This is a genomic window from Teichococcus aestuarii (genome assembly GCF_003116135.1).
In the GTDB taxonomy this organism is placed as follows: Bacteria; Pseudomonadota; Alphaproteobacteria; order Acetobacterales; family Acetobacteraceae; genus Pseudoroseomonas; species Pseudoroseomonas aestuarii.
This window is the reverse complement of sequence record NZ_PDOA01000005.1, coordinates 236,857-256,840: the sequence shown is the minus strand read 5'-3', so window position 1 is coordinate 256,840 and position 19,984 is coordinate 236,857. Positions and strand designations below refer to the sequence as shown.

Below are 19,984 nucleotides of genomic sequence, written 5' to 3'. Positions count from 1 at the left end.
GATTCTTGGCTAATTCACCAATACGGCTCAACTTGCAGGCTTTCAGCTGTGGATCGGCGTGGAATAGGAACCCTGTTAGAGGGGTGATCAGCGTCCAAACGGGACCCCACTGACGGCGCGGCTCCTACTTCCCCGCCTTCCTGGAGCCATGGCGGACCGCCGAGAAAGCGCTGATAGCGGTGATCCAGGAGGCCTATCTCCAGGACATCTCGATGCGCTCGGTCGACGATCTGGTTCGCACCATGGGCCTGGAAGGGGCCTCTAAGAGCCCAGCCGCCTCTGCGCCGAGATTAACGAGCGGATGGGCGACTCCCTGGCCCGCCCCATCGAGGGCGACTGGTCCTATCTCTGGCTGGACGCGACCTACGTAAAGGTGCGCGACGCAGGGCGTATCGTCTCCGTTGCTGTGGGCGTCAACGCTGACGGGCGGCACGAGGTGCTCGGCATGGTGGTGGGCAGGTCCGAAGCGGAGCCGTTCTGGCTCGATTTCCTGCGCGGCCTCGCCCGCCGCGGCCTCAGGGACGTGAAGCTCGTCGTCTCCGGATGCCCACGAGGACCTCAAGGCCGCCGTGACGAAGGTGCTCAGGGCCACCTGGCAAAGGTGCCGCGTTCATTTTGCCCGCACTCTGCTGGCGCATGCCGGGAAGGCGCAGCGCAGCGCCGCATCGTCTCGGCCTGGATCGGCACCACCTACGCGGAGCCCGATGCAGAGGGCGCCAAGCGGCAGTGGAGAGTGGTAGCCGACCAGTTGTGGCCGAAGGTCCCGAAGCTCGCTGCCCTCATGAATGGCGCCTAGGAGGATGTCCTCGCCTACATGACATTCCCGGCCGCGCACCGTGCCAAGCTCCACAGCACCAACCCCATCGAGCGCCTCAATGGCGAGATCAAGCGCCTTACCGATGTGGTCGGCATATTCCCGAATGAGGCTGCCGTCGTGCGGCTCGTCGGCGCCATCCTCCTCGAACAGTCCGACGAATAGGCCATCCAGCGGTCGCGCTACATGACGCTGGAGACCGTCGCCGCAGTCAGCGATACTGGTCCCATCAGGCTCTCCGCCGTGCCAGCATGATCCCGGCCACCCGACCCACCGACACCATAGCTCCTACACCACGCGATGGGGCATGACCCAAAATCGAGCCAAGAGGACAGGTCATCAGAGGCAGTCCCCACGCTGCGGCGCCATTCCGCCTCCCCTCTGACAAGCCCCGGGAATGTGGGGAAATGCCAGCGCCCTTGACCTCATGCCCGTTTCCCAGACATCTCCCTGCCTCTCTGCTCAGGAACGGGAACCGTGCGCGAACTGCCAGCCATTGATGCGACCGCTTCCGATCCTCTGCTGTCCTGCGCTCCGCAGGCTGATGTCCTGATTGATCGAATCCAGTTCGGCCTCGATGTTGCCCTGCCGCATCTGCTGGTTGACGAGGCAGAGGGCTTTTGCGCCCGCCTGTACCAGGCCGGGATCATCAAGGCTGCGCCCAAGCCGGGCCAATGCCTCAAGAACAAGCTCGCCGTCCTGTTCGTCGTCCCTGACCTGCCGGAGGGTGGAGAGATGACCATCACCGGCGAGATCTTCCTCAGCGCAGACGATGCCGGGCGCCTTCGCATCACCAACCGGAGCCGGCTTCGCCCCGGTCTGCTGCGCGCGCTGCGGTCGCAGCTCGAGGATCCTGGCGAGCCGGCAACGGGTGGTGCCACCAATCTGGTAGGCGCTCATGGGGACGACTGGACATATCTCCTCGGTCAGGAGCTCGCGAACCTCCGGAATGGCATTGATGCCCTCGTTGCCGAACTGGCCGAGGCGGCCGGACTTCCGTCCGCGCAGTTGCGGGGTCGGCTGTGGGTTCAGCAATGCGAGATCTACCGGGACCTCCCTGATCCGGTCCAGGCGGCCGAGACGATTGTCCAGGATCTGGCGCAGCGCTCACTCATGGGCGGCGCGCAGCAGACCATCCGGTCGATCCAGGACCACGAGGGCGACCGCCTGGTGGTCCGCTGGCGCCCGAGCACTCACACCGCGCCCGGCCGGAAGGCTTACGCCAAGCGGGCCGACCTGCTGCGGACGGAGATTGAGTTGCCCGACCGCGAGACTGTCCGCGCCCTGCTGGCGACCGCACCTTCTCCGATGCCCAGGGAGGACAACCTCTCAGGTCAGACGGCTGCCGCGGTCGTCGCGGCGCTCGCCGAAGCGGCCGTGCCGCTGCTCGACGAGATGTGGCAGACGGTCAACGAGCTCTACGAGGTCTACCCACGGTGCGGCACCGAGTTCCTGCTCGGCCTCATGCCGCTCCTGCGTCTGGCTGCGCCCGAACCCCGGCCCGCCGGAGCAGCAGGCCGCCCCACCGGAGAGGCGACGCCGCGGCAGGCGCGCCGCGCGCTGGAGACGCTCCTTTGGTCCGGCCGCTGCGCCACCACCACCCGGGAAACGCCGGAAAAGCTGCGCGACGCCCTGGTCGAGATGGAACGGGCCGGCCTGCTGCGACGGCTCGACAACAGGCCCACCGTGTTCGGCCTGCGGCCGGAGTTCGAGCAGGCGCGGCAGGCACTCCGGGCGGCGCGCCGCCGTGACGATCGCCTCGACGAGCACCTGGAGACCTGACCATCTTCTGGGCCTCATCCGGCTTGGCGACGCGCACCGGATCTGAGGCCCTGAGTCCCGCCGAGAGAAGCAACCTCCGCTCCCGGTCATATGTCATGGCATTGCGTCCGCCAGGTTGCTGAGCCCCACGGGCCCGCAGGCGGATGTCATCCACCTTCCCGGAAGACCCCATGACCGACGCTCCGCACCCGGACGTCGTGGCCCTGCGCCGCGACGTCACCGGGCGTTATGCTCTCTTTATCCGCACCGACATGCCCGCGGGCTGCCTTCTGCCCTGGCACCTCGCGGTGCTCGACGCCGGCGATGGCACCCAGGCCACGCTGCGCCTCGGCCTGGACGAGAACTCCGGGCCGGGTGGTGCCTGGAGTGCTCGCGACATCGCAGGCGTGGCCCAACAGCGGCAGATGGCCGAGGCGCGGCGCAAGCCGAGCCTCATGGCCCTGCAGTCCGCCGACCATCTCGGGAAGGCGGTCGAGGCCCTCGGCGCCCGCCCCGGTCAGGGCATGGCGGCCCCGCTGAGCTTCCGCCCGGGCGATGGGCCTTCCCCCTACCCCTGGGACATCGCCCAGCGCGGCGGCGCCACGCGCAGCCCCATCATCCTGAGCTCAGACCCTGCCGGCCGAAGCCCCGGCATCATCGCCAGCCTGCTGCTGCTGGTGCTCGATCAGACGCTGATCGATGCGGCCCTGGCGCGGCCAGCCGACAGCCTGATCGCCCTTGCCAGCTCGCACGCCACCACGGCCCTGCGCTGCGAGGTGGCGCGCCGGCAGCACCAAGCCTGACCGCTGACTGAGGCGCGCGAAGCAACGCCAAGGCAGCTTGCCGGAGGACGGTCACGGCGCGGGCGGGCGGCATTCTCGCCACTCACCCGCAATTTCCCCTTTGCGCGCCAAAGTCACGCCGCGAACACACTCTTGAGCCCCGGTGCCCGCCATTCGGTGCGGCCGGGACCCATCCCCCACTCCTCACGACCGGATGAAAGGCGGCCTGGCATGGCCACCGAACTGATCACACGCGCCCTCACCAAGGCACCGCCGCCGGTGCCGCCGGGGGCGCGGAAGCTCCGCATCTTCGACACCCGTCTCCGCGGCTTCATCATGGAGGTCAGAGCCAGCGGACAGATCACCTTCTGGCTGCGCTACGCAGACGACCGCAGCCGCGCCCGGGAGGTGCGCCTCGGCCGCCTCGGCGACATCACCCTCGACCAGGCGCGCCAGAAGGGAGAGCAGCTCCGCGCCGCCGTCACCCTCGGCGGCGACCCGGGCGGCGAGCGCGACCGGCGGCGCGCCGTCCCGACCCTCGCCGAGTTCGTCGAGCAGAAGTACCTGCCGCAGATCCGCGACACGCTGCGCGCCGCCTGGGACTACGAGGCGATGTGCCGCAAGCGGATCCTGCCCGCGCTCGGGCGCAAGCCGCTCGACCGGGTGGAGCCCGGCGAGGTGGCGGAGTTCCGCCGCCGGCTCCTCGCCGAGGGGCTGTCGAACCCGCGGGTGAACCGCCACCTCGCCGTGCTGCGCCGGATCTTTACCCTGGCCCTGCGCTGGGGCGCCTATGACGGCCGCAACCCGGCCGAGCGCCCGGGCATGCTGCCGGAGCGGCACCGCGAGGAGTTCCTCTCCGACGCCGAGCACGTCCGGCTGCTGGCCGTGCTGGCCGAGGAGCCCGACCGCGTGGCGGCCGAGGCCATCCGCCTGCTGGCCCTGACCGGCGCGCGCAAGAACGAGGTGCTGCGGGCCCGCTGGGAGCATGTCGACCTCGGGCGGCGCGTCATGACGGTGCCGCTGGCCAAGCACGGCGAGCGGCGGCACATCCCGCTCTCCGACGCGGCGCTGGCGCTGCTCAGCGGCCTGCGGCGGGCGCCGGGCAACCCCTTCGTCTTTCCCTCGGCCCGGCGGCGGGGCCAGCCGATGGAGAGCGTCCGTGGCGCCTGGGGGCGGGCCAAGGCGGCGGCAGGGCTCTCGCCCACCCTGCGCCTCCACGACCTGCGCCACAGCTTCGCCAGCGCGCTCGCGAACCGCGGCCACTCACTCTACGAGGTCGGCCGCATCCTCGGGCACAAGCAGGTCGCCACCACCAGCCGCTATGCGCACCTCAGCCAGGAGCGCCTGGTCGAGGCCGCGAACGCCGTCGGCCGTATCGGCCAGCCGGCACCGCCAGCCGACGACGCATCCCCGGAGACAGCCTGACCGGAGGGCGGCCGCGCCGTCCTCCCCTCCGCGCCTCCGCTTTTTTCTGACCACACCGAAAGGACACCCCATGGAACAGCCGAAGCTGGCCATTCGTGCTGCCGCGCCCACGCCGCATCACCCTCCCCTGCTGACACCCGAGGATGTGGCCGCCCGGCTCGGCGTCAGCCGCAAGGCGCTGGAGCGCTGGCGCTGTACGGGCGACGGGCCGCGCTTCGTGCGCCTCGGGCACAAGACCGTCCGCTACCGCCACGAAGACCTCGAGACATTCATCAGTGACCGGATCGTCGCCAGCACCGCGATGAGCTGAGTCTCGAATCCGCCTCGCGAAGTCCGGCCCCGCTCTGCCTGACCGCTGACGAGCGACCCGCCGAAACGGGCGGCAGCGCACTCCGCATCGCATCGAGAAGACAGGAGACCCGGAGGCACCATGCCGACGGCACCGGTGATTCCTGTCTCGCCGGACAAAGCCGCCCATCAGCGGCTCAAGGCCACCGTCGTGATGCTCGCGTGACATCGACGGCACCTCAGGATGGGCGGCGTCGCTGCTCCTCTCCCTCTTCCATGCCCCCTCGGCTTCCCACAGCAGGAGATGATTGTGGACCCAAAGAATGAGCTGTCCTGCGCCACCAAGCTGGCGACCCTCCCTTGCCCTTCGCGGCGGAAGCCCAGGAGGATGGCGAAGCAGGCGACATCGAAGCACCCGCCTCAGGAACGCGCCCAACTGGACCCAGAGAGCGAAACCATTCCTCTCGGAGGCGTGGGTCTGCCTCTCGCAGAGGCGAGGAGGAATGGCATCCCGAAGAAAGCGTATGCCGCGGCGTTGAGGGCCTTCGCACGGCCTGCCCAGCTTGATCGGGGCATCCCGTTCTCGGCTCTCTCGGATGACATTGATCCCATCCTGATGGGTGGCGAGACCTACGGGAGGATCATCGAGGCGTTCGGCGACAAGGTCGCCTGCGAGGCGATGATGATTGGTCAGAGCTACGCCTTCTGGCAGGTCCTGCCGATCCTCAATGTTCCCTCGACGATCGACTACTGGGTTCATCGCGAGGATCTGCTGCGCGTTCTGTTCAGGATGCGATGCGATCCTTCCTGGTACACCCGAACCTCTAACCGTGTGCTTGTGCGCACGTACGAACCGAAAGCCTATGACCTGCCCCGAGTCAGCGGCGGCGTGACACGAGACCACGTTCGCGCCTTTGCCGCCGGCTTCCCCAAATTGTCGGAACATCTGGAGACGCTGATCCCGTGGAGGAAGCGGAAGGCTGGGATGCCCGAGGCTGATGCGGAGAAGGCCAATTCGATTGCGGCTTCGTTCCTCGGGATTGAGGTGGACTTGCGCACGGGCAGTCTTGTCTCGGCGAAGGACACGGAGTTCGCAGTCCAGCTTGCCGTGGGATCGCACGAGAACGGGCGCCAGAAGCTTGAGTGGGAGCGCGTCTACACCTTTCTGGACGCGCTCGCCCCGTGGATCAGCCAGAGCCCTGCCGTGGAGCTCTATCCGGAGTTGGCGAGTGCGTCGTGGTCCTGCGCATTGGATGCGGCGCTTCATGTGCCTGAGATCTGGACGGGCCAGGCTGCCATGGACGTCGAGGGGGTCGAGGCCACGGCGTTCGAGCAGCGCGACGCATGCATCGCGTGGCACAACGACCTGCTCAGGAGCATCCGTTCCTGATTCGGAGCTCCGCCCTCGAGGCTTGATGGACAAGCGGGCGGACATGACAGGCTTGCGAGCATAGCTGCTCGCAAGTCGTAGCTGCCCGACATGTCCTATGAGGAATGGACGCTGGATGTGTCCCAGCTCAAGCTGCCCGCGATAAGTCTAAAGTACGTAACACTCAGCCGGAACGCCCTGTGCCCGCCACCACCGTCGGCGGATTAGCCAGCAACAGCGGCGCCTCAGCAGGAACACTCAGAATGCCCCAACGACACACCATCCGTGGCGACGATGGACACGACGTTGCCGGCCCGGCGGCACGGGAGACAGGCCCGGCATCGGCAAATAAAACCGGACAAAGAGGTCATTTTGCCTCTTCGGCTGACCCAGCGCTGCGCGGCCTCGCCCGGACCCAGTACCTTTTGGGCGCATCCAAAGCCGGAGGAGGAAACGGCCCAGGATGAGCCGCAGTGATGTCCTGCAGGCTGCCGGGCAGGAAGCCCAGGCATCTCCCTGTCCTCCGGGCCGCGTCTCAGCGCCGCGGCACGCCGGTCGGCGGCGTCATGATGCCTTGGCCTTGGAGCCGGGCGACCATGAGATGCAGATGCGCCATGACGGCGCGCAGAGCCGGCGTCATACCCCGCGCCGGGCTGACTGCCACCATCAGCCGCGCGCGCAGCGGCGGTGTGCCGAGGCCACGCAGGATGTAGCGCTGGTCCGCCGCCTCCCGGGTCAGCGCGGCGCGCGGCAGCACGCTCCAGCCGATGCCACGCTCGACCAGCGCGCGGATGGCGGTCAGGCTGTCGACCTCCAGCAGGAGCGCTGAATCAGGGCGCGCTCCTGCCCGCTGCAGCGCCCGGCGCAGCCCGTGTTGTCGGTCCGGCAGGACAAGGTCGAGCCGCGCCAGCGCCGAGACGGGCACGGGTCCTTCTCCCTGTAGGTCGCGGGCCCGGCGCCGCCGCGCAAAGAGCAACAGGTCCTCCTCGGCCAGCACCTCCGCCAGGATCGCCCGGCTGCGCTGGCTGTCGTAGAGGATGGCGACGTCCAGCCGGCCCTCCGTCAGCCACTGGTTGATGAAGCCACTGAACCCATCCACCAGCCTGATATGCAGCTGCGGATATCGCTGCCGCAATTCGCCAAAGATCGATTCGGCCAGATGCACGGACATGAAGGTCGGCACGCCCAGCGTCATCTGGCCGCGCGGCACCGGGTCGTCGAGCACGGCGGGCAGGTTGGCCAGGGCGGCGAGCAGCGGGCGCGCCGCATCGACCAGACGCTGCCCGTCCTCGGTCAGCCGAGTGCCTCGGCCGTGGCGGTAGAGGAGCGGGCGGCCAATCTCCTGCTCCAGCAGCGCAACTTGGCGTGACAGGCTGGGCTGTGCGAGCCCGAGCGCGGCCGCCGCCCGGCCGAAGCCGCCATGCTCGGCGATCGCCAGCAGGGAGCGGAGCCGCGTCTGATCCATAGCCTGACGCTATAGCTGATACTGCAAGCCAGCGCATGCCCCGTCGCGCTATTCATGCCGCATGGGAAACGCCAAGACCGCCGCCGAGATCCTCCTCGACACCCTGGCCGCGCGGGGGGCAGACCGCGCCTTCTGCGTGCCGGGGGAATCCTACATTGCCCTGCTCGACGCCCTGCACGCGCACCCTTCCGTGGACCTCGTGACCTGCCGCCACGAGGGCGGCGCGGGCTTCATGGCGGTGGCCGATGCCAAGCTCACCGGCCGCCCCGGCATTGTGCTGGTCTCGCGCGGCCCGGGCGCTTGCAACGCCGCCATCGCCCTGCACACCGCCGAGCAGGATGCCGTGCCGCTGATCCTGCTGGTCGGCCAGATCGAGAAGCGCGACCTGCGCCGCCGCGCCTTCCAGGAGATCGACTATGCCGCGATGTTCGGCGGCATCGCCAAGTGGGTCGGCGAGGCCACGCATCCGGACGAGGTGCCAGAGCTGATCGCCCGCGCCTGGAACATGGCGACCCAGGGTGTGCCGGGACCGGTGGTGCTGGCCCTCCCGGAAGATGTGCTGGCCGCGCCCTGCGCCGTCCCTGCCCTGCCGCCAACCCGGCTCGCCGGCGCCGCGCTGCCAGCCGCGACCACCGCGGAACTCGCAGGCCTGCTGCGGCGCGCCGAGCGCCCCATCCTGCTGGCCGGCCATGGGCTGGACGTTGCGGGGGGGCGCGAGGCGCTGCTGGCCTTCGCCGAGGCGTGGCGGCTTCCCGTGGCGGTCTCCTTCCGCCGGCAGGACCTGTTCCCCAACGACCATCCCCTCTATGCGGGCGATCTCGGCCTACGCAACCCGGACGCGCAGCGGGCCGCCTTCGCGGAGTCGGACCTCGTGCTCGCCCTCGGCACGCGGCTGACCGACATCACCACCCAAGGGTATAGCTGGCCCGCGCCGGGGCAGCGGCTGGTGCATGTCTGCGCCGACCCGCGCTTCCTGGGCTGGCTGTTCCCGGCGGAGCTGGCCATCGCCGCCGAGGCCCCCGCCGTGCTGGCCTCGCTCACCGCCGAGCCCCCCGCCGCCCCGCCCGGCCGCAATGCCTGGAACCAGCGCCTGCGCCAGCTCCAAGAGGCGGACAGTCGCGCCACGGTCGAGGGCTTTCCGGACGGGCTGCCCTTTCTGCGCGTGGCGCAGCTCGTCGGCGCGTGCGCGCCGGCGGATGCCATCGTCACGCTCGATGCAGGCACCTTCGCCGCACCCTTCTACCGCAAGCTGTCCTGGCGCCCGCCGCAGCGCCTGCTGGCGCCGATCTCGGGTGCCATGGGCTTCGGCGTGCCGGCGGCGGTGGCCGCGGCACTGCGCCACCCGGAGCGCGCGGTGATCTGCGCGGTGGGCGACGGCGGTGCGCTGATGACCGGCAGCGAGCTGGCCGTCGGCATGGCGCGCGGCCTGCCGATCAAGCTGCTGCTGTCCGACAATGGCAGCTACGCCTCCATCCGCATCCACCAGGAACGGCAGCATCCGGGCCGCGTCTCGGGCACCGACCTCGCCAACCCCGACCTCGGCGCCTGGTGCGCAGCCTTCGGCGCGCCGCTGCTGCGGGTGGACAGCGAGGCCGACATGCCGGCACTGGAGGCGGCGCTGCGCGCGCCGGGGCCGCTGGTGGCCGTGGTGCGCACCTCGCTGCGGGCGGTGCTGCCGCGCGAAGCGGCGCAGGGCTGAGGCGACCAGCATGCGCATCGCCATCATCGACGACTATTCACGCGCCTTCGCCAATCTGCGCTGCGCTGCGAAGCTGGGCGGCCACCGGCTCGACATTTTCCACGACGCGCCGCGCGACGCGGACGAGCTGGCCGCGCGCCTCGCGGAGGCCGAGGCGGTGCTGCTCACCCAGCAGCGCACCGCCCTGCCCCGCGCTATCTTGGAGCGCCTGCCCCGGCTGCGGCTGATCAGCCAGACGGGACGCAACGTCGACCATATCGACATCGCCGCTTGCCGGGCGCTCGGCATCACCGTCTGCGCCGGTGGTGGCGGCGGGGTGGAGGCGACGGCGGAGCTGACCTGGGCGCTGATCCTGGCGGCGCTGCGGCACATTCCGGAGGAGGTGCAGCGGCTGCGCAGCGGGCAATGGCAGGGCAGCCTCGGCACCGGCGTGTCGGGGCGGGTGCTGGGCCTCTACGGGCTGGGGCGGATCGGCGGCCGCGTGGCCAGGGTGGGCGAGGCCTTCGGCATGCGCATCCTGTGCTGGGGCCGCGAGGGCACGTGGGAGCGCGCCGCCGCCGCCGGCTACGCGGTGGCCGACAGCCGCGAACGCTTCTTCGCGGAAAGCGACGTGCTGTCCCTGCACATCCGCCTGACGCCGGACACGCGGGGCGTGGTGACGGCCGCCGACCTCGCGCGGATGAAGCCCGGCGCGCTGCTGGTGAACACCAGCCGGGCGCCGATCATCGAGGCCGGCGCGCTGGAAGCGGCGCTGCGCCAGGGCCGGCCCGGCCGCGCGGCGGTCGATGTGTATGAGGAAGAGCCGGTGCTGGGCGGGCGCCACCCGCTGCTGGCCCTGCCCAACGCGCTCTGCACGCCGCATCTCGGCTATGTGGAGGAAGCCACCTACGAAACGCTCTACGATACGGCGGTGGAGCAGATCCTGGCCTTCGAGGCCGGGCGGCCGATCAACCTGCTCGAGCCGGCACCGGGCTGACACGACGCCCTGCCTTCCGACGACGCCTTGAACAAAGAAAAATTGGGGGAACGCATCATGGAGATCACACGCCGCCTGCTTCTGGCGACGACGGGGCTTGCTGCCGCGGGCCAGGCGCAGGCCCAGAGTGAGGTCGAGGCCGGATGGCCGAACCGGTCCATCACGCTCGTCGTGCCCAACCCGCCTGGCGGGGGCACCGACTTCGCCGCCCGGCTGTTCCAGGAGGCGCTGGGCCAGGCGCTGGGGCAGCCGGTGGTGATCGAGAACCGTTCGGGCGGCAATGGCAATGTGGGCATCCTGGCCGTTACCCGCGCCAAGCCGGACGGCTACACCCTGCTGCTGCAGTATTCCGGCTACCATGGCGCCAATGCGGCCCTGACGCCGGATATCGGCTGGGACCCGAACCGCGACCTCGCCGCCGTGGGCATGGCCACCCTGGCGCCGCACGTCATCTTCTCCGGCCCCGGTATCCCCGTCCGAAGCCTAGCCGAGCTGGTGGCGCATATCCGGGAAAATCCCGGCCGCGTCACCTACGCCTCCGCCGGCACCGGCTCGATCCAGAACATCGCCGGGCTGCAGCTGGCGCAGCGCGTGGGCGCGCCGATGCTGCACGTGCCCTACCGCGGCGCAGCGCCGGCCCTGCAGGATGTCGTGGGCGGGCGCGTGGACATCTTCATCACCACGCCCTCCTCCGCCATGTCGCTGCTCAAGGGCGGGCAGCTCCGCGCCCTGGCGGTCGCCAGCGACGCCCGCCTGCCGGCGCTGCCGGAGGTGCCGACAACGGCGGAGGCCGGGCTGCCCGGCTACACGGTGGATGCCTGGTTCGCGGTCTTCGCGCCCGCCGGCACGCCGCCGGCGGTGATCGAGAAGGTCAACGCCGCCCTGCGCGCGGCGACGCGGGACCCGAAGGTGCGGGAGGTGGCCGCCGCCTCCGGCGTGGTGCTCAAGCCGCTGACGGCAGCGGAGATGGACAGCATGGCGCGGCAGGACGTGGCAACCCTGACACGCGTGGTGCGCGAAGCGGGGCTGCGGCTGGAATAAAGGCCGTTCAGCCGGCGTCCGGCAGCAGCTTGCCCGGGTTCATCAGGTTCTGCGGGTCGAAGCACCGCTTCAGCCGGCGCATCATCTCCATCTCCACCGCGCTCTTGTAGCGCGGCACCTCGTTGATGCGCAGCCGGCCGATGCCGTGCTCGGCGGTGATGGAGCCGCCGAGGCGCGCCACGATATCGTGCACAATCAGGTTCACCTCCGGCAGAAAGGATTGCCAGAGGTCCTTGTCGCCACCCTCGGCTTGGATCGGGTTGTAGTGGATGTTGCCGTCGCCCAGATGGCCGAAGGCAAAGGAGCGGATGCCGGGGAAGCGCGCCGCCAGCGCCGCGTCTGCCTCGGCGATGAAGCGCGGCACCTGCGAGACGGGCACGGAGACGTCGTGCTTGTAGGAGGCACCCTCCAGCCGCTGCCCTTCCGGCGCGCCCTCACGGATGCGGCGGATGCCGGCTGCCTGCTCGGCCGAGGCGGCGATCGTGCCGTCCAGCAGCTCGCCATTCTCCAGCCCCGCCTCGAAGGCGGCGAGCAGCCGCGCCTCCAGCGGTGCCTGCTCGCCCTGGTCGGCGATCTCCACCATCAGGTACCAGTCGTGGCGATCGGCCAGCGGGTCGCGGATGGCGCCGTTATGACGCATCGCGATGTCGACGCAGCGACGCTCCATCAGCTCCATGGTGGTGATGCTCTCACCCAGCAGCGCCTTGGCGCGCCGCAGCCAGGCCACCGCCGTGGCGGGCGAGGCCGTGGCCAGGAAGGCGGTGGCGGAGGCGGTGGGCAGCGGAAGCAGCTTCAGGGTCGCGGCGGTGATGATGCCGAGCGTGCCCTCGGCGCCGATGAAGAGCTGCTTGAGGTCGTAGCCGGCATTGTCCTTGCGCAGGCCGCGCAGACCATCCCAGACGCGGCCATCGGGCAGCACCACTTCCAACCCCGCCACCAGTGCGCGTGCCGTGCCGTAGCGCAGCGCCTGCACACCGCCGGCATTGGTGGAAAGATTGCCGCCGATCTGGCAGCTCCCCTCCGCGCCGAGGCTGAGCGGAAAGAGGCGCCCCTGCGCGCGCGCCGTCTCCTGGATCGTCTGCAGCACCACGCCCGCATCGACAGTGATGGTGTCGTTGTCGAGGTCGATCGCGCGGATGCGGTTCATTCGCCGCGTGGAGATGACGATCTCCGTGTCGTCACCATGCGGCTGGCTGGCGCCGGTCAGGCCGGTATTGCCGCCCTGCGGCACGATCGGCGTGCCGGTGCGGGCACAGACCGCCACGACCGCGGCTAGCTCCTCCGTGCTGGCGGGCATGACGACCAGCGGCACGCGCCCTTCCCAGTTGTCGCGCCAAGCCACCATCAGCGGCTGCATGGCGTCGCGGTCGGTGAGGAGGCCGCGCTCGCCCACGATGGCGCGCACCGGCTCCAGCACCTCCCGCGCGAAGCGGGCGGAATCGGTCGTCAGGCTGCGGCGCGGCCGGCCGGCAGGCGGCGCGGGGATGGTGTCCGGCATGGCTCGTCAGCTCCTCCTCACGGGGCGGGCGCCGCTGCGGCGCCCCTCCCCTTCCTTCGTGCCCGCCACAGGGAGGGAGGGCGGGGCCCGGCGCCGGGCATCATCCTGAACGCCGCCGGCGCTTCCCATCCGGGGTGGCCTGATATCAGCTATAACCGGCCTGGCGGGGCCGGGGTCAGGGCGCCGCGCCAGCGGCGGGGGCGGCGCCGCCCTCCTCAACCCCACCCTGCCGCGGGCGCAGCGGCGAGCCGTCGAGGTTGCGTGTCACGCCGCGCAGCACGTCGAGCGGCACCAGCCGCTCCACCTCCGCCTGGATGATGCGCACGGCGGCGCGCACCAGCGGCGTCACCGGCTTGTTGGAGGGCGTGGCGATCACCAGCAGGGCGCGCATCGCCGGCGAGGCGAAGGGGCGCACGCGCAGCCGCTGGTCCTTCACCTCGCGGTGCACGGCGCCGAAGGGCAGCACCGTGGTGCCGACGCCGCGCTCCACAAGCTGCTTCAGCGCGGCGACGCAATCGACCTCGGTCAGCACGCGCGGCCGCACGCCCTCGGCGGCGCAGGCGGAATCCAGCACGCGCCGCAGGCCGTTCTCGGGGCCGGGCAGCACGCAGTCCCGCCCGGCCAGCTCGGCCAGCCGCACCGGCGGCCCGGGCGCCGCCTCCGGCCCGGCGGCGGCAGGCGGCTCAACGAGGAACAGATCCTCCAGCAGCAGCGGCGTGGCGATCAGGCTCGGGCTGCTGCGGGCGTCGTAGAGCACGGCGAGGTCGATGCGCTGCGCCTCGGTCCATTCGAGCAGCACGGCACTGAACGCCTCGCGGATGCGCAGCCGGGCACGCGGGAACTCGGCGGCGAAGCACAGCGCTAGGTCGGCGCCCATGCTGGCCGAGAGCGATGGCGGGATGCCGAGCGTCACCTGCCCGACCGCGTCGGGCGCGCCGGCGGCCAGCTCCTCCCGCACGTCGGAGAGTTGCTGGACCACGCTCTGGCTGACCTCCAGGAAGCGCTGCCCCGCCGCGGTCAGCGAGACACCACGGCCGTGCCGGTAGAGGAGCGGGCCGCGCAGCTCGGCCTCCAGCCGGCCGATCTGCCGGCTCAGCGCGGGCTGGCTCACCCCCAGCCGCACCGCCGCCCGCGACAGGCTGCCGGCGGCGGCGACCTCCATAAAATAGCGAATCTCCAGCAGATCCATGCCTCCGGCCTCCCCTGCCTCGCCAGATCCAACGTCTGGGTTATAGCTTTTATATGGTTTTGCGCATGGGTTGCCAAAATCGCGATGGTATCGTGGCCACAACGCCGGGCCCGTGGGCACCGGCGAACGCTTCTGAGGACCGTCCATGCCGTCATCGCCCCTGTCCGGCATCAGCTATGCCTACCTCGCGACGATGCAGCGCGCCTTCGAGGCTGACCCTGCCTCGGTGGAGCCAAGCTGGCGCATCCTTCTCCAGGTGCTGGCCGAGGCGGAGGTATCGGCCGGCGAGGGCGCGGCCACGCGGGCGCTGGCGGCGGCGGAATGGCGCGAGCGAGGGCACCTGCGGGCGCAGCTCGACCCGCTGGCGCCCCGGACGCTGCCCGCCGAGCCGCTGCAGGCCCTATATGCCGGCACGCTGGCGGTGGAATCGGCGCATATCGACGATGCCGCGCGCCGCGCCTGGCTGCGCGACGCCGTCGAGGAGGGCACGGGCCTGCCGCTGCCGGCCGATCCGCGTGCGCTGCTGGCGGAGCTGATCGCGGCGGAGGAGTTCGAGACCCTGCTCGGCCGGAAGTTCCCGACCAAGAAGCGCTTCGGCGCCGAGGGGGCGGAGGCCGTACTGCCGCTGCTGCGCCGTGTGCTCGCCCGCGCGGCGGCCGAGGGCGTGTCCCGCGCGGTGATCGGCACCATGCATCGCGGCCGGCTGTCGCTGATGGCCAACGTGCTGGGCCGCGCCCTCGCCCGGCTGGTGGCTGAGGTGAAGGGCGCGCATCCCTTCCCCGCCGACCCGCCGCGGCCGGGCGACGTGCCCTACCATCTCGGCCAGGAGGCGGAGCTGGTGCTGGACGGGTACCCGATCACCGTCACCCTGCTCGCCAATCCCTCGCACCTAGAGGCGGTGAATCCGCTGGTGCTGGGCCGCGCCCGCGCGGCGCAGGATGCGGCGGGCGGTCCCGGCACTGTGCTACCCATCATCATTCACACCGACGCGGCCGTGGTGGGCCAGGGCGTGGTGACCGAGTGCATCCAGCTTGGCGGCCCTGCCGGCTATTCGGTCGGCGGCACGGTGCACCTGATCATCAACAACCAGATCGGCTTCACCACCGAGCCGCAGGAGGCGCGTACCTCGCGCCACTGTACCGGGCCGTGGAAGGCGGTGGACAGCGCCATCCTGCATGTCAACGGCGACGACCCTGTTGCCGTGGCCCGTGCCGCCGACATCGCCTTCGCCTGGCGCCAGAGCCAGGGCTGTGATGTGGTGGTGGACCTCGTCTGCTACCGCCGCAACGGCCATAACGAGATCGACGAGCCCGGCTTTACCCAGCCGCGCCTTTATGCCCGCATCGCCGAGCAGGTGCCGGTGGCCCGCGCCTTCGCTGCCCGGCTGGTGGCCGAGGGCGTGGTGACGGAGGCGGAGGTGGCCGCACTCGCCGAGGCGGCGCGCGCCCGCTTCCAGGCCGGCTACGAGGAGGCCGCGGGCTATCGCAGCAATGAAAGCGGCTATCCGCCCCGCCCGCCGCGCCGGGCCGCCGAGACCGGCGTCGCCGCGCCCATGCTGGAGGAGATCGCCGCTACCCTGACGGCAGCGCCGGAGGGGATGGCGCTGCACCCGCGCATGGGCCGCGTGCTGCGCCAGCGGGCGCTGGAGCCGGCGGGCATTCCCTGGCCCTTGGCCGAGGCGCTGGCCTTCGGCAGCCTGCTGCGGCAGGGCGTGCCGGTGCGGCTCTCGGGCCAGGACGTGGTGCGTGGCGCCTTCTCCCACCGCCACTTCGCCCTGGCCGACGCCGCCAGCGGCGCGCGCCATGTGGGGCTGGATGCCCTGGCGCCGAACCAGGCGCGCTTCCAGGCCTTCAACAGCCCCCTTTCCGAGTATGCCGTGCTTGGCTTCGAATACGGCTACAGCCTGGAGCGGCCGGACGCCCTGGTGATCTGGGAGGCGCAGTTCGGCGACTTCGCTAACGGCGCGCAGATCATCATCGACCAGTTCATCGCCGCCGCGGAGGCGAAGTGGTGCGCCCCCTCGCGCCTCGTGCTGCTGCTGCCGCACGGGCTGGAGGGACAGGGGCCGGAGCATTCCTCGGCGCGGCTGGAGCGCTACCTGCAACTGGCGGCGGGGGAGAACCTGCGGATCATGCAGCCCTCCACCCCGGCCAACTACTTCCAACTGCTGCGCGAGCAGGCGCTCGGCCACCACGACCGCCCGCTGGTCGTGATGAGCCCGAAGAAGCTGCTGCGCCTGCCCGAGGCCCTCTCCCCGCTGGCCGACTTCCTGCCCGGCACCGGTTTCCGCCCGCTCCTAGCCCTCGCTCCAGAGGGGCCACCGGAGGCTGTGGAGATCGTGCTGCTCTGCTCGGGCAAGATCGCCTATGAGCTGGAGGCGATGCGCGCCGCCCGCGAGGCAGCCGGAGTGACCGTCCTGCGGCTGGAACAGCTCTATCCGCTGCCCGCCGCTGAGATCGCCGCGCAGCTCCGCCGCTGGCCACGCGCCCGGCTGCTCTGGGTGCAGGAGGAGCCGGAGAACATGGGCGCCTGGCGATGGCTGGACCGTCAGCTTGAAACCATCGCGACGGAAGCGGGCTGCCGGCACCCGCGCCTCGCCTATGTCGGCCGTTCGGCTTCACCGTCGCCCGCCGGCAGCTTCCACGGCACGCATGACGAGGAGCAGGACGCCATCCTGGAGCAGGCCTTCGCCGCCGCTCTCACGGGAAGCCGTGCGGCATGAGCGGGGGCATCCTGGAGGGGCTGAGCGTCGTCGAGGTTTCGGCCTTCATCGCCGCGCCGCTCGGCGGCATGACGCTGGCGCAGCTCGGCGCGGAGGTGATCCGCATCGACCCCATCGGCGGCAACATCGATTACCGGCGCTGGCCACTGGCCCCCTCGGGCAGCAGCATTTACTGGACCAGCCTGAACCGCGGGAAGCGCTCCATCGCCCTCGCGCTGAACCGGCCCGAAGGGCAGGAGATCGCCCGCGCGCTGATCACCCGGCCGGATGGAGCCGGCGGGCGGGAAGGCGGAATCCTGCTGACCAACCTGCCCGCCGCCGGGTGGATGAGCCATGCGGCCCTGTCCAGCCACCGGGCGGATCTGATCATGCTACGCCTGACCGGCAACCACGACGGCAGCGGCGCGGTGGACTACACCGTGAACTGCGCCTCCGGCTTCCCGGTCGCCACGGGGCGGGACGCGGCGCCGGTGAACCATGTGTTGCCGGCCTGGGACATCGCGGCCGGCCTCTATCTTTCCACCGGCCTGCTGGCGGCCGAGCGCGCGCGGCGGAAGGACGGCCAGGGCCGCGAGGTGACGCTCGCCCTGTCCGACGTGATGCTCGCCAGTGTCGGCAACCTCGGCTACCTGGCCGACGTGCAGGTGAACGGCACGGTGCGCCCGCCCATGGGCAACGACCTCTACGGTGCGCTGGGGCGGGACTTCACGACGCGCGACGGGCGCTCGGTGATGATCGTCGCCATTTCCAACCGGCAGTGGCGCGCCGTCGGCCAGGCCACCGGGCTAGCCGAGAAGTTCGCCATGATCGGGCCGATGATGGAGGTGGACCTCGATACGGAGGGCGGCCGCTTCTACGCACGCGGCGCCATCTTCGCCCTGCTGGAACACTGGTGCGCGGCGCGCAGCCTGGCCGAGATCGCCGCCGCCTTCGCGAGCAGCGGTGTGCTCTGGGGTCCGTACCAGGATTTCGGCCAGCTCCTGGCGGAGGACCCGCGCTGCTCCGAGACAAACCCGATGTTCGGGCGGATCGACCAGCCGGGGATTGGCAACATCCTGGCCCCGGCGGGGCCGCTCGGCTTCTCCAGCATGGAGCGCCTGCCGCCGCGACCCGCGCCCATGCTGGGCCAGGACACCGACCAAGTACTGGCCGAGGTGCTGGGTCTTTCCGCCGCCGCCATCGGCAAGCTGCACGATGCCGGCACCGTCGCCGGCCCCGTGCCTTTCGATATCCCTCAGGCACGGTGAGGACGCCCATGCCGGACACCCCCATCCTTCCCACGCTGCTGGCCGACTGCGCCGCCCTGCTCGGCGCGGCCGAGCGCCTGCACGAGGCCTCGCGCCATGCCCTGGCGGCGCTGGTGACCACCGGCGGCAAGACCGACGCGGCCAGGCTGGAGACGCATCAATACGCTGCCCATGGCCTCTCCTGGCAGGCCACCTATGTCGAGGCGCTGCGCCAGACCCTGGCCTGGGCCCGGGCGCTGGAGGCCAAAGGCGCCCTGGGCGTGGCCGAGCGCGCCATCCTGCATCTCGGCTTCGCGGAATACGGCGCGCAGTTCGCGGGCGGCATCGCCATGAGCCAGTCGGAAGTTATCCGCCCGGCCGAAATGGGTGTGCCGGAGGCGGAGATCGCCCGCTACGCCGCCGAGCCGGCACTCGCCGCGCTGGCCGCCCGCCCGGCACTGGAGGCGGCGCGCCGCGCCCTGGCCACAGAGCTGGACGAGGGCCGCTTTGGCGCATTGGGGCTGTATGACGACGTGCTGGAGGCGATGCGGGAGCAGTTCCTCCGCTTCGCCGCCGCTGAAGTGGTGCCGCATGCCCAGGGCTGGCACGCGCGTGACGCGCTGATCCCGCTGCCGCTGGTGGAGAAGCTAGCCGAGATGGGCGTCTTCGGCCTGACCGTGCCGGAGGAATTCGGCGGGCTCGGCCTCGGCAAGGTGGCGATGTGCCTGGTTTCGGAGGCGCTCAGCGGGGCCTATCTCGGCGTCGGCTCGCTCGGCACGCGCTCCGAGATCGCGGCCGAGCTGATCCGCCTGGGCGGTACGGCGCAGCAGAAGGCCGACTGGCTGGAGCGGATTGCGACCGGCGAGATCCTGCCCACCGCCGTCTTCACCGAGCCCAATACTGGTTCCGACCTCGGCAGCCTGCGCACCCGCGCCGTGCGCGAGGGCGATGTCTACAAGGTCTATGGCGCCAAGACCTGGATCACCCATGGCGCGCGCTCGGACCTCATGACGCTGCTGGTGCGCACCGACCCGGAGGCCGCCGGCTATCGCGGCCTCTCCATGCTGCTGGCGCCGAAGCCGCGCGGTACGGAGGCCGACCCCTTTCCCGCCCCCGGCATGACCGGCACGGAGATCCCCGTGCTCGGCTATCGCGGCATGAAGGAATACGAGATCTCCTTCGACGACTTCGAGGTGCCGGCGGGGAACCTGCTCGGCGGGGTCGAAGGCCAGGGCTTCAAGCAGCTAATGGAAACCTTCGAGAGCGCGCGCATCCAGACCGCGGCGCGCGCGCTCGGCGTGGCGCAGAACGCGCTGGAGCTCGGCCTACGCTATGCGCGGGAGCGGGCGCAGTTCGGCAAGGCGATCCTCGGCTTCCCGCGCGTGCACGCCAAGCTCGCGATGATGGCCACCGAGGCCATGATGGCGCGCCAGCTCAGCTACTTCGCCGCGCGGCAGAAGGATGCCGGCCGCCGCTGCGACATGGAAGCCGGCATGGCAAAGCTTCTCGCCGCGCGCATCGCCTTCGCCAACGCCGACGGCGCGCTGCAGATCCATGGCGGCAACGGCTACGCGCTGGAATATCCGATCAGCCGCGTGCTCTGCGACGCCCGCATCCTGTCCATCTTCGAGGGCGCAGCGGAAATCCAGGCACAGGTCATCGCGCGTGGCCTGCTGGGCCGCGCGAACTGAACAAACAGGCCCGATGCGCCGGCACAGGCGCAGGGCCA

Annotated in this window: 15 protein-coding genes and 1 pseudogene; 13 read left to right on the top strand and 3 right to left on the bottom strand. The window is 70.8% G+C overall.

Translation table 11 applies throughout. The annotated features are described in order from the left end of the window. Positions 1–140 precede the first annotated feature (140 nt). The 7 genes and pseudogenes from CR165_RS26275 to CR165_RS10575 all read left to right on the top strand — a co-directional run bounded on the left by CR165_RS26275 (position 141) and on the right by CR165_RS10575 (position 6,460). Entirely contained in the window at positions 141–371 is a 231-nt protein-coding gene (locus tag CR165_RS26275) for a hypothetical protein (protein ID WP_456316315.1), read from the top strand. After that, a pseudogene (locus CR165_RS10600) lies at positions 302–979 on the top strand (transposase). The gene CR165_RS26275 and the pseudogene CR165_RS10600 overlap by 70 nt, the downstream one beginning before the upstream one ends. A 312-nt stretch (positions 980–1,291) precedes the next feature. Further along, positions 1,292–2,596, top strand: coding sequence for a hypothetical protein (locus CR165_RS10595; RefSeq protein ID WP_109516944.1), 1,305 nt, complete (start codon positions 1,292–1,294; stop codon positions 2,594–2,596). Between the two features lie 170 nt (positions 2,597–2,766). Next, positions 2,767–3,378, top strand: coding sequence for a hypothetical protein (locus CR165_RS10590; RefSeq protein WP_109516943.1), 612 nt, complete (start codon positions 2,767–2,769; stop codon positions 3,376–3,378). A 210-nt stretch (positions 3,379–3,588) separates the two neighbouring features. Further along, positions 3,589–4,782, top strand: coding sequence for a site-specific integrase (locus CR165_RS10585; protein ID WP_109516942.1), 1,194 nt, complete (start codon positions 3,589–3,591; stop codon positions 4,780–4,782). 70 nt (positions 4,783–4,852) lie between these two features. Beyond that, positions 4,853–5,092: a helix-turn-helix transcriptional regulator gene (locus CR165_RS10580; protein ID WP_109516941.1), complete on the top strand. Its 240-nt coding sequence runs from the start codon at positions 4,853–4,855 to the stop codon at positions 5,090–5,092. A gap of 366 nt (positions 5,093–5,458) precedes the next feature. Beyond that, positions 5,459–6,460 (top strand): hypothetical protein, encoded by a 1,002-nt coding sequence (locus tag CR165_RS10575; protein ID WP_109516940.1) that lies wholly within the window; start codon positions 5,459–5,461, stop codon positions 6,458–6,460. Between the two features lie 514 nt (positions 6,461–6,974). On the opposite strand, the gene CR165_RS10570 is transcribed toward CR165_RS10575, so the two are convergent. Then, positions 6,975–7,904 (bottom strand): LysR substrate-binding domain-containing protein, encoded by a 930-nt coding sequence (locus tag CR165_RS10570; protein WP_109516939.1) that lies wholly within the window; start codon positions 7,902–7,904, stop codon positions 6,975–6,977. Between the two features lie 61 nt (positions 7,905–7,965). Here CR165_RS10570 and CR165_RS10565 point away from each other — a divergent pair, with 61 nt between their 5' ends. From CR165_RS10565 to CR165_RS10555, 3 genes are read left to right on the top strand one after another with little or no spacing between them, the layout of a single operon-like run. Continuing rightward, the gene (locus CR165_RS10565) at positions 7,966–9,603 is read left to right on the top strand and encodes a thiamine pyrophosphate-binding protein (RefSeq protein ID WP_109516938.1); all 1,638 of its coding nucleotides are present in this window, start codon (positions 7,966–7,968) and stop codon (positions 9,601–9,603) included. Between the two features lie 10 nt (positions 9,604–9,613). Continuing rightward, on the top strand, positions 9,614–10,579 hold the full coding sequence (locus CR165_RS10560) for a D-2-hydroxyacid dehydrogenase family protein (RefSeq protein WP_109516937.1): 966 nt from the start codon (positions 9,614–9,616) through the stop codon (positions 10,577–10,579). A gap of 57 nt (positions 10,580–10,636) precedes the next feature. Further along, entirely contained in the window at positions 10,637–11,620 is a 984-nt protein-coding gene (locus CR165_RS10555) for a Bug family tripartite tricarboxylate transporter substrate binding protein (protein WP_109516936.1), read from the top strand. A 7-nt stretch (positions 11,621–11,627) separates the two neighbouring features. Here the strand turns inward: CR165_RS10555 and CR165_RS10550 are convergent, their stop codons facing one another. Together CR165_RS10550 and CR165_RS10545 are read right to left on the bottom strand one after the other, a co-directional pair. After that, positions 11,628–13,118 carry an FAD-binding oxidoreductase gene (locus CR165_RS10550; RefSeq protein ID WP_109516935.1) on the bottom strand — a complete coding sequence of 497 codons (1,491 nt, stop codon included), beginning with the start codon at positions 13,116–13,118 and terminating at the stop codon, positions 11,628–11,630. Positions 13,119–13,293: 175 nt separating this feature from the next. Continuing rightward, positions 13,294–14,307, bottom strand: coding sequence for a LysR family transcriptional regulator (locus CR165_RS10545; protein ID WP_109516934.1), 1,014 nt, complete (start codon positions 14,305–14,307; stop codon positions 13,294–13,296). 145 nt (positions 14,308–14,452) lie between these two features. Between CR165_RS10545 and CR165_RS10540 the strand changes: the two genes are divergently transcribed. The 3 genes from CR165_RS10540 to CR165_RS10530 are packed head-to-tail and all read left to right on the top strand — an operon-like array spanning position 14,453 to position 19,946. Continuing rightward, positions 14,453–17,029, top strand: coding sequence for a 2-oxoglutarate dehydrogenase E1 component (locus CR165_RS10540; RefSeq protein WP_109516933.1), 2,577 nt, complete (start codon positions 14,453–14,455; stop codon positions 17,027–17,029). After that, positions 17,026–18,276 (top strand): CoA transferase, encoded by a 1,251-nt coding sequence (locus CR165_RS10535; protein ID WP_109516932.1) that lies wholly within the window; start codon positions 17,026–17,028, stop codon positions 18,274–18,276. The genes CR165_RS10540 and CR165_RS10535 overlap by 4 nt, the downstream gene beginning before the upstream one ends. 8 nt (positions 18,277–18,284) lie before the next feature. Then, entirely contained in the window at positions 18,285–19,946 is a 1,662-nt protein-coding gene (locus CR165_RS10530) for an acyl-CoA dehydrogenase family protein (RefSeq protein WP_109516931.1), read from the top strand. Positions 19,947–19,984 lie beyond the last annotated feature (38 nt).

Coding starts and splice junctions, on each gene's coding strand:
- CR165_RS10590 (WP_109516943.1), top strand. CDS start 2,767: ATGACCGACGCTCCGCACCCGGACGTCGTGGCCCTGCGCCGCGACGTC.
- CR165_RS10585 (WP_109516942.1), top strand. CDS start 3,589: ATGGCCACCGAACTGATCACACGCGCCCTCACCAAGGCACCGCCGCCG.
- CR165_RS10580 (WP_109516941.1), top strand. CDS start 4,853: ATGGAACAGCCGAAGCTGGCCATTCGTGCTGCCGCGCCCACGCCGCAT.
- CR165_RS10575 (WP_109516940.1), top strand. CDS start 5,459: ATGGCGAAGCAGGCGACATCGAAGCACCCGCCTCAGGAACGCGCCCAA.
- CR165_RS10570 (WP_109516939.1), bottom strand. CDS start 7,904: ATGGATCAGACGCGGCTCCGCTCCCTGCTGGCGATCGCCGAGCATGGC.
- CR165_RS10565 (WP_109516938.1), top strand. CDS start 7,966: ATGGGAAACGCCAAGACCGCCGCCGAGATCCTCCTCGACACCCTGGCC.
- CR165_RS10560 (WP_109516937.1), top strand. CDS start 9,614: ATGCGCATCGCCATCATCGACGACTATTCACGCGCCTTCGCCAATCTG.
- CR165_RS10555 (WP_109516936.1), top strand. CDS start 10,637: ATGGAGATCACACGCCGCCTGCTTCTGGCGACGACGGGGCTTGCTGCC.
- CR165_RS10550 (WP_109516935.1), bottom strand. CDS start 13,118: ATGCCGGACACCATCCCCGCGCCGCCTGCCGGCCGGCCGCGCCGCAGC.
- CR165_RS10545 (WP_109516934.1), bottom strand. CDS start 14,307: ATGGATCTGCTGGAGATTCGCTATTTTATGGAGGTCGCCGCCGCCGGC.
- CR165_RS10540 (WP_109516933.1), top strand. CDS start 14,453: ATGCCGTCATCGCCCCTGTCCGGCATCAGCTATGCCTACCTCGCGACG.
- CR165_RS10535 (WP_109516932.1), top strand. CDS start 17,026: ATGAGCGGGGGCATCCTGGAGGGGCTGAGCGTCGTCGAGGTTTCGGCC.
- CR165_RS10530 (WP_109516931.1), top strand. CDS start 18,285: ATGCCGGACACCCCCATCCTTCCCACGCTGCTGGCCGACTGCGCCGCC.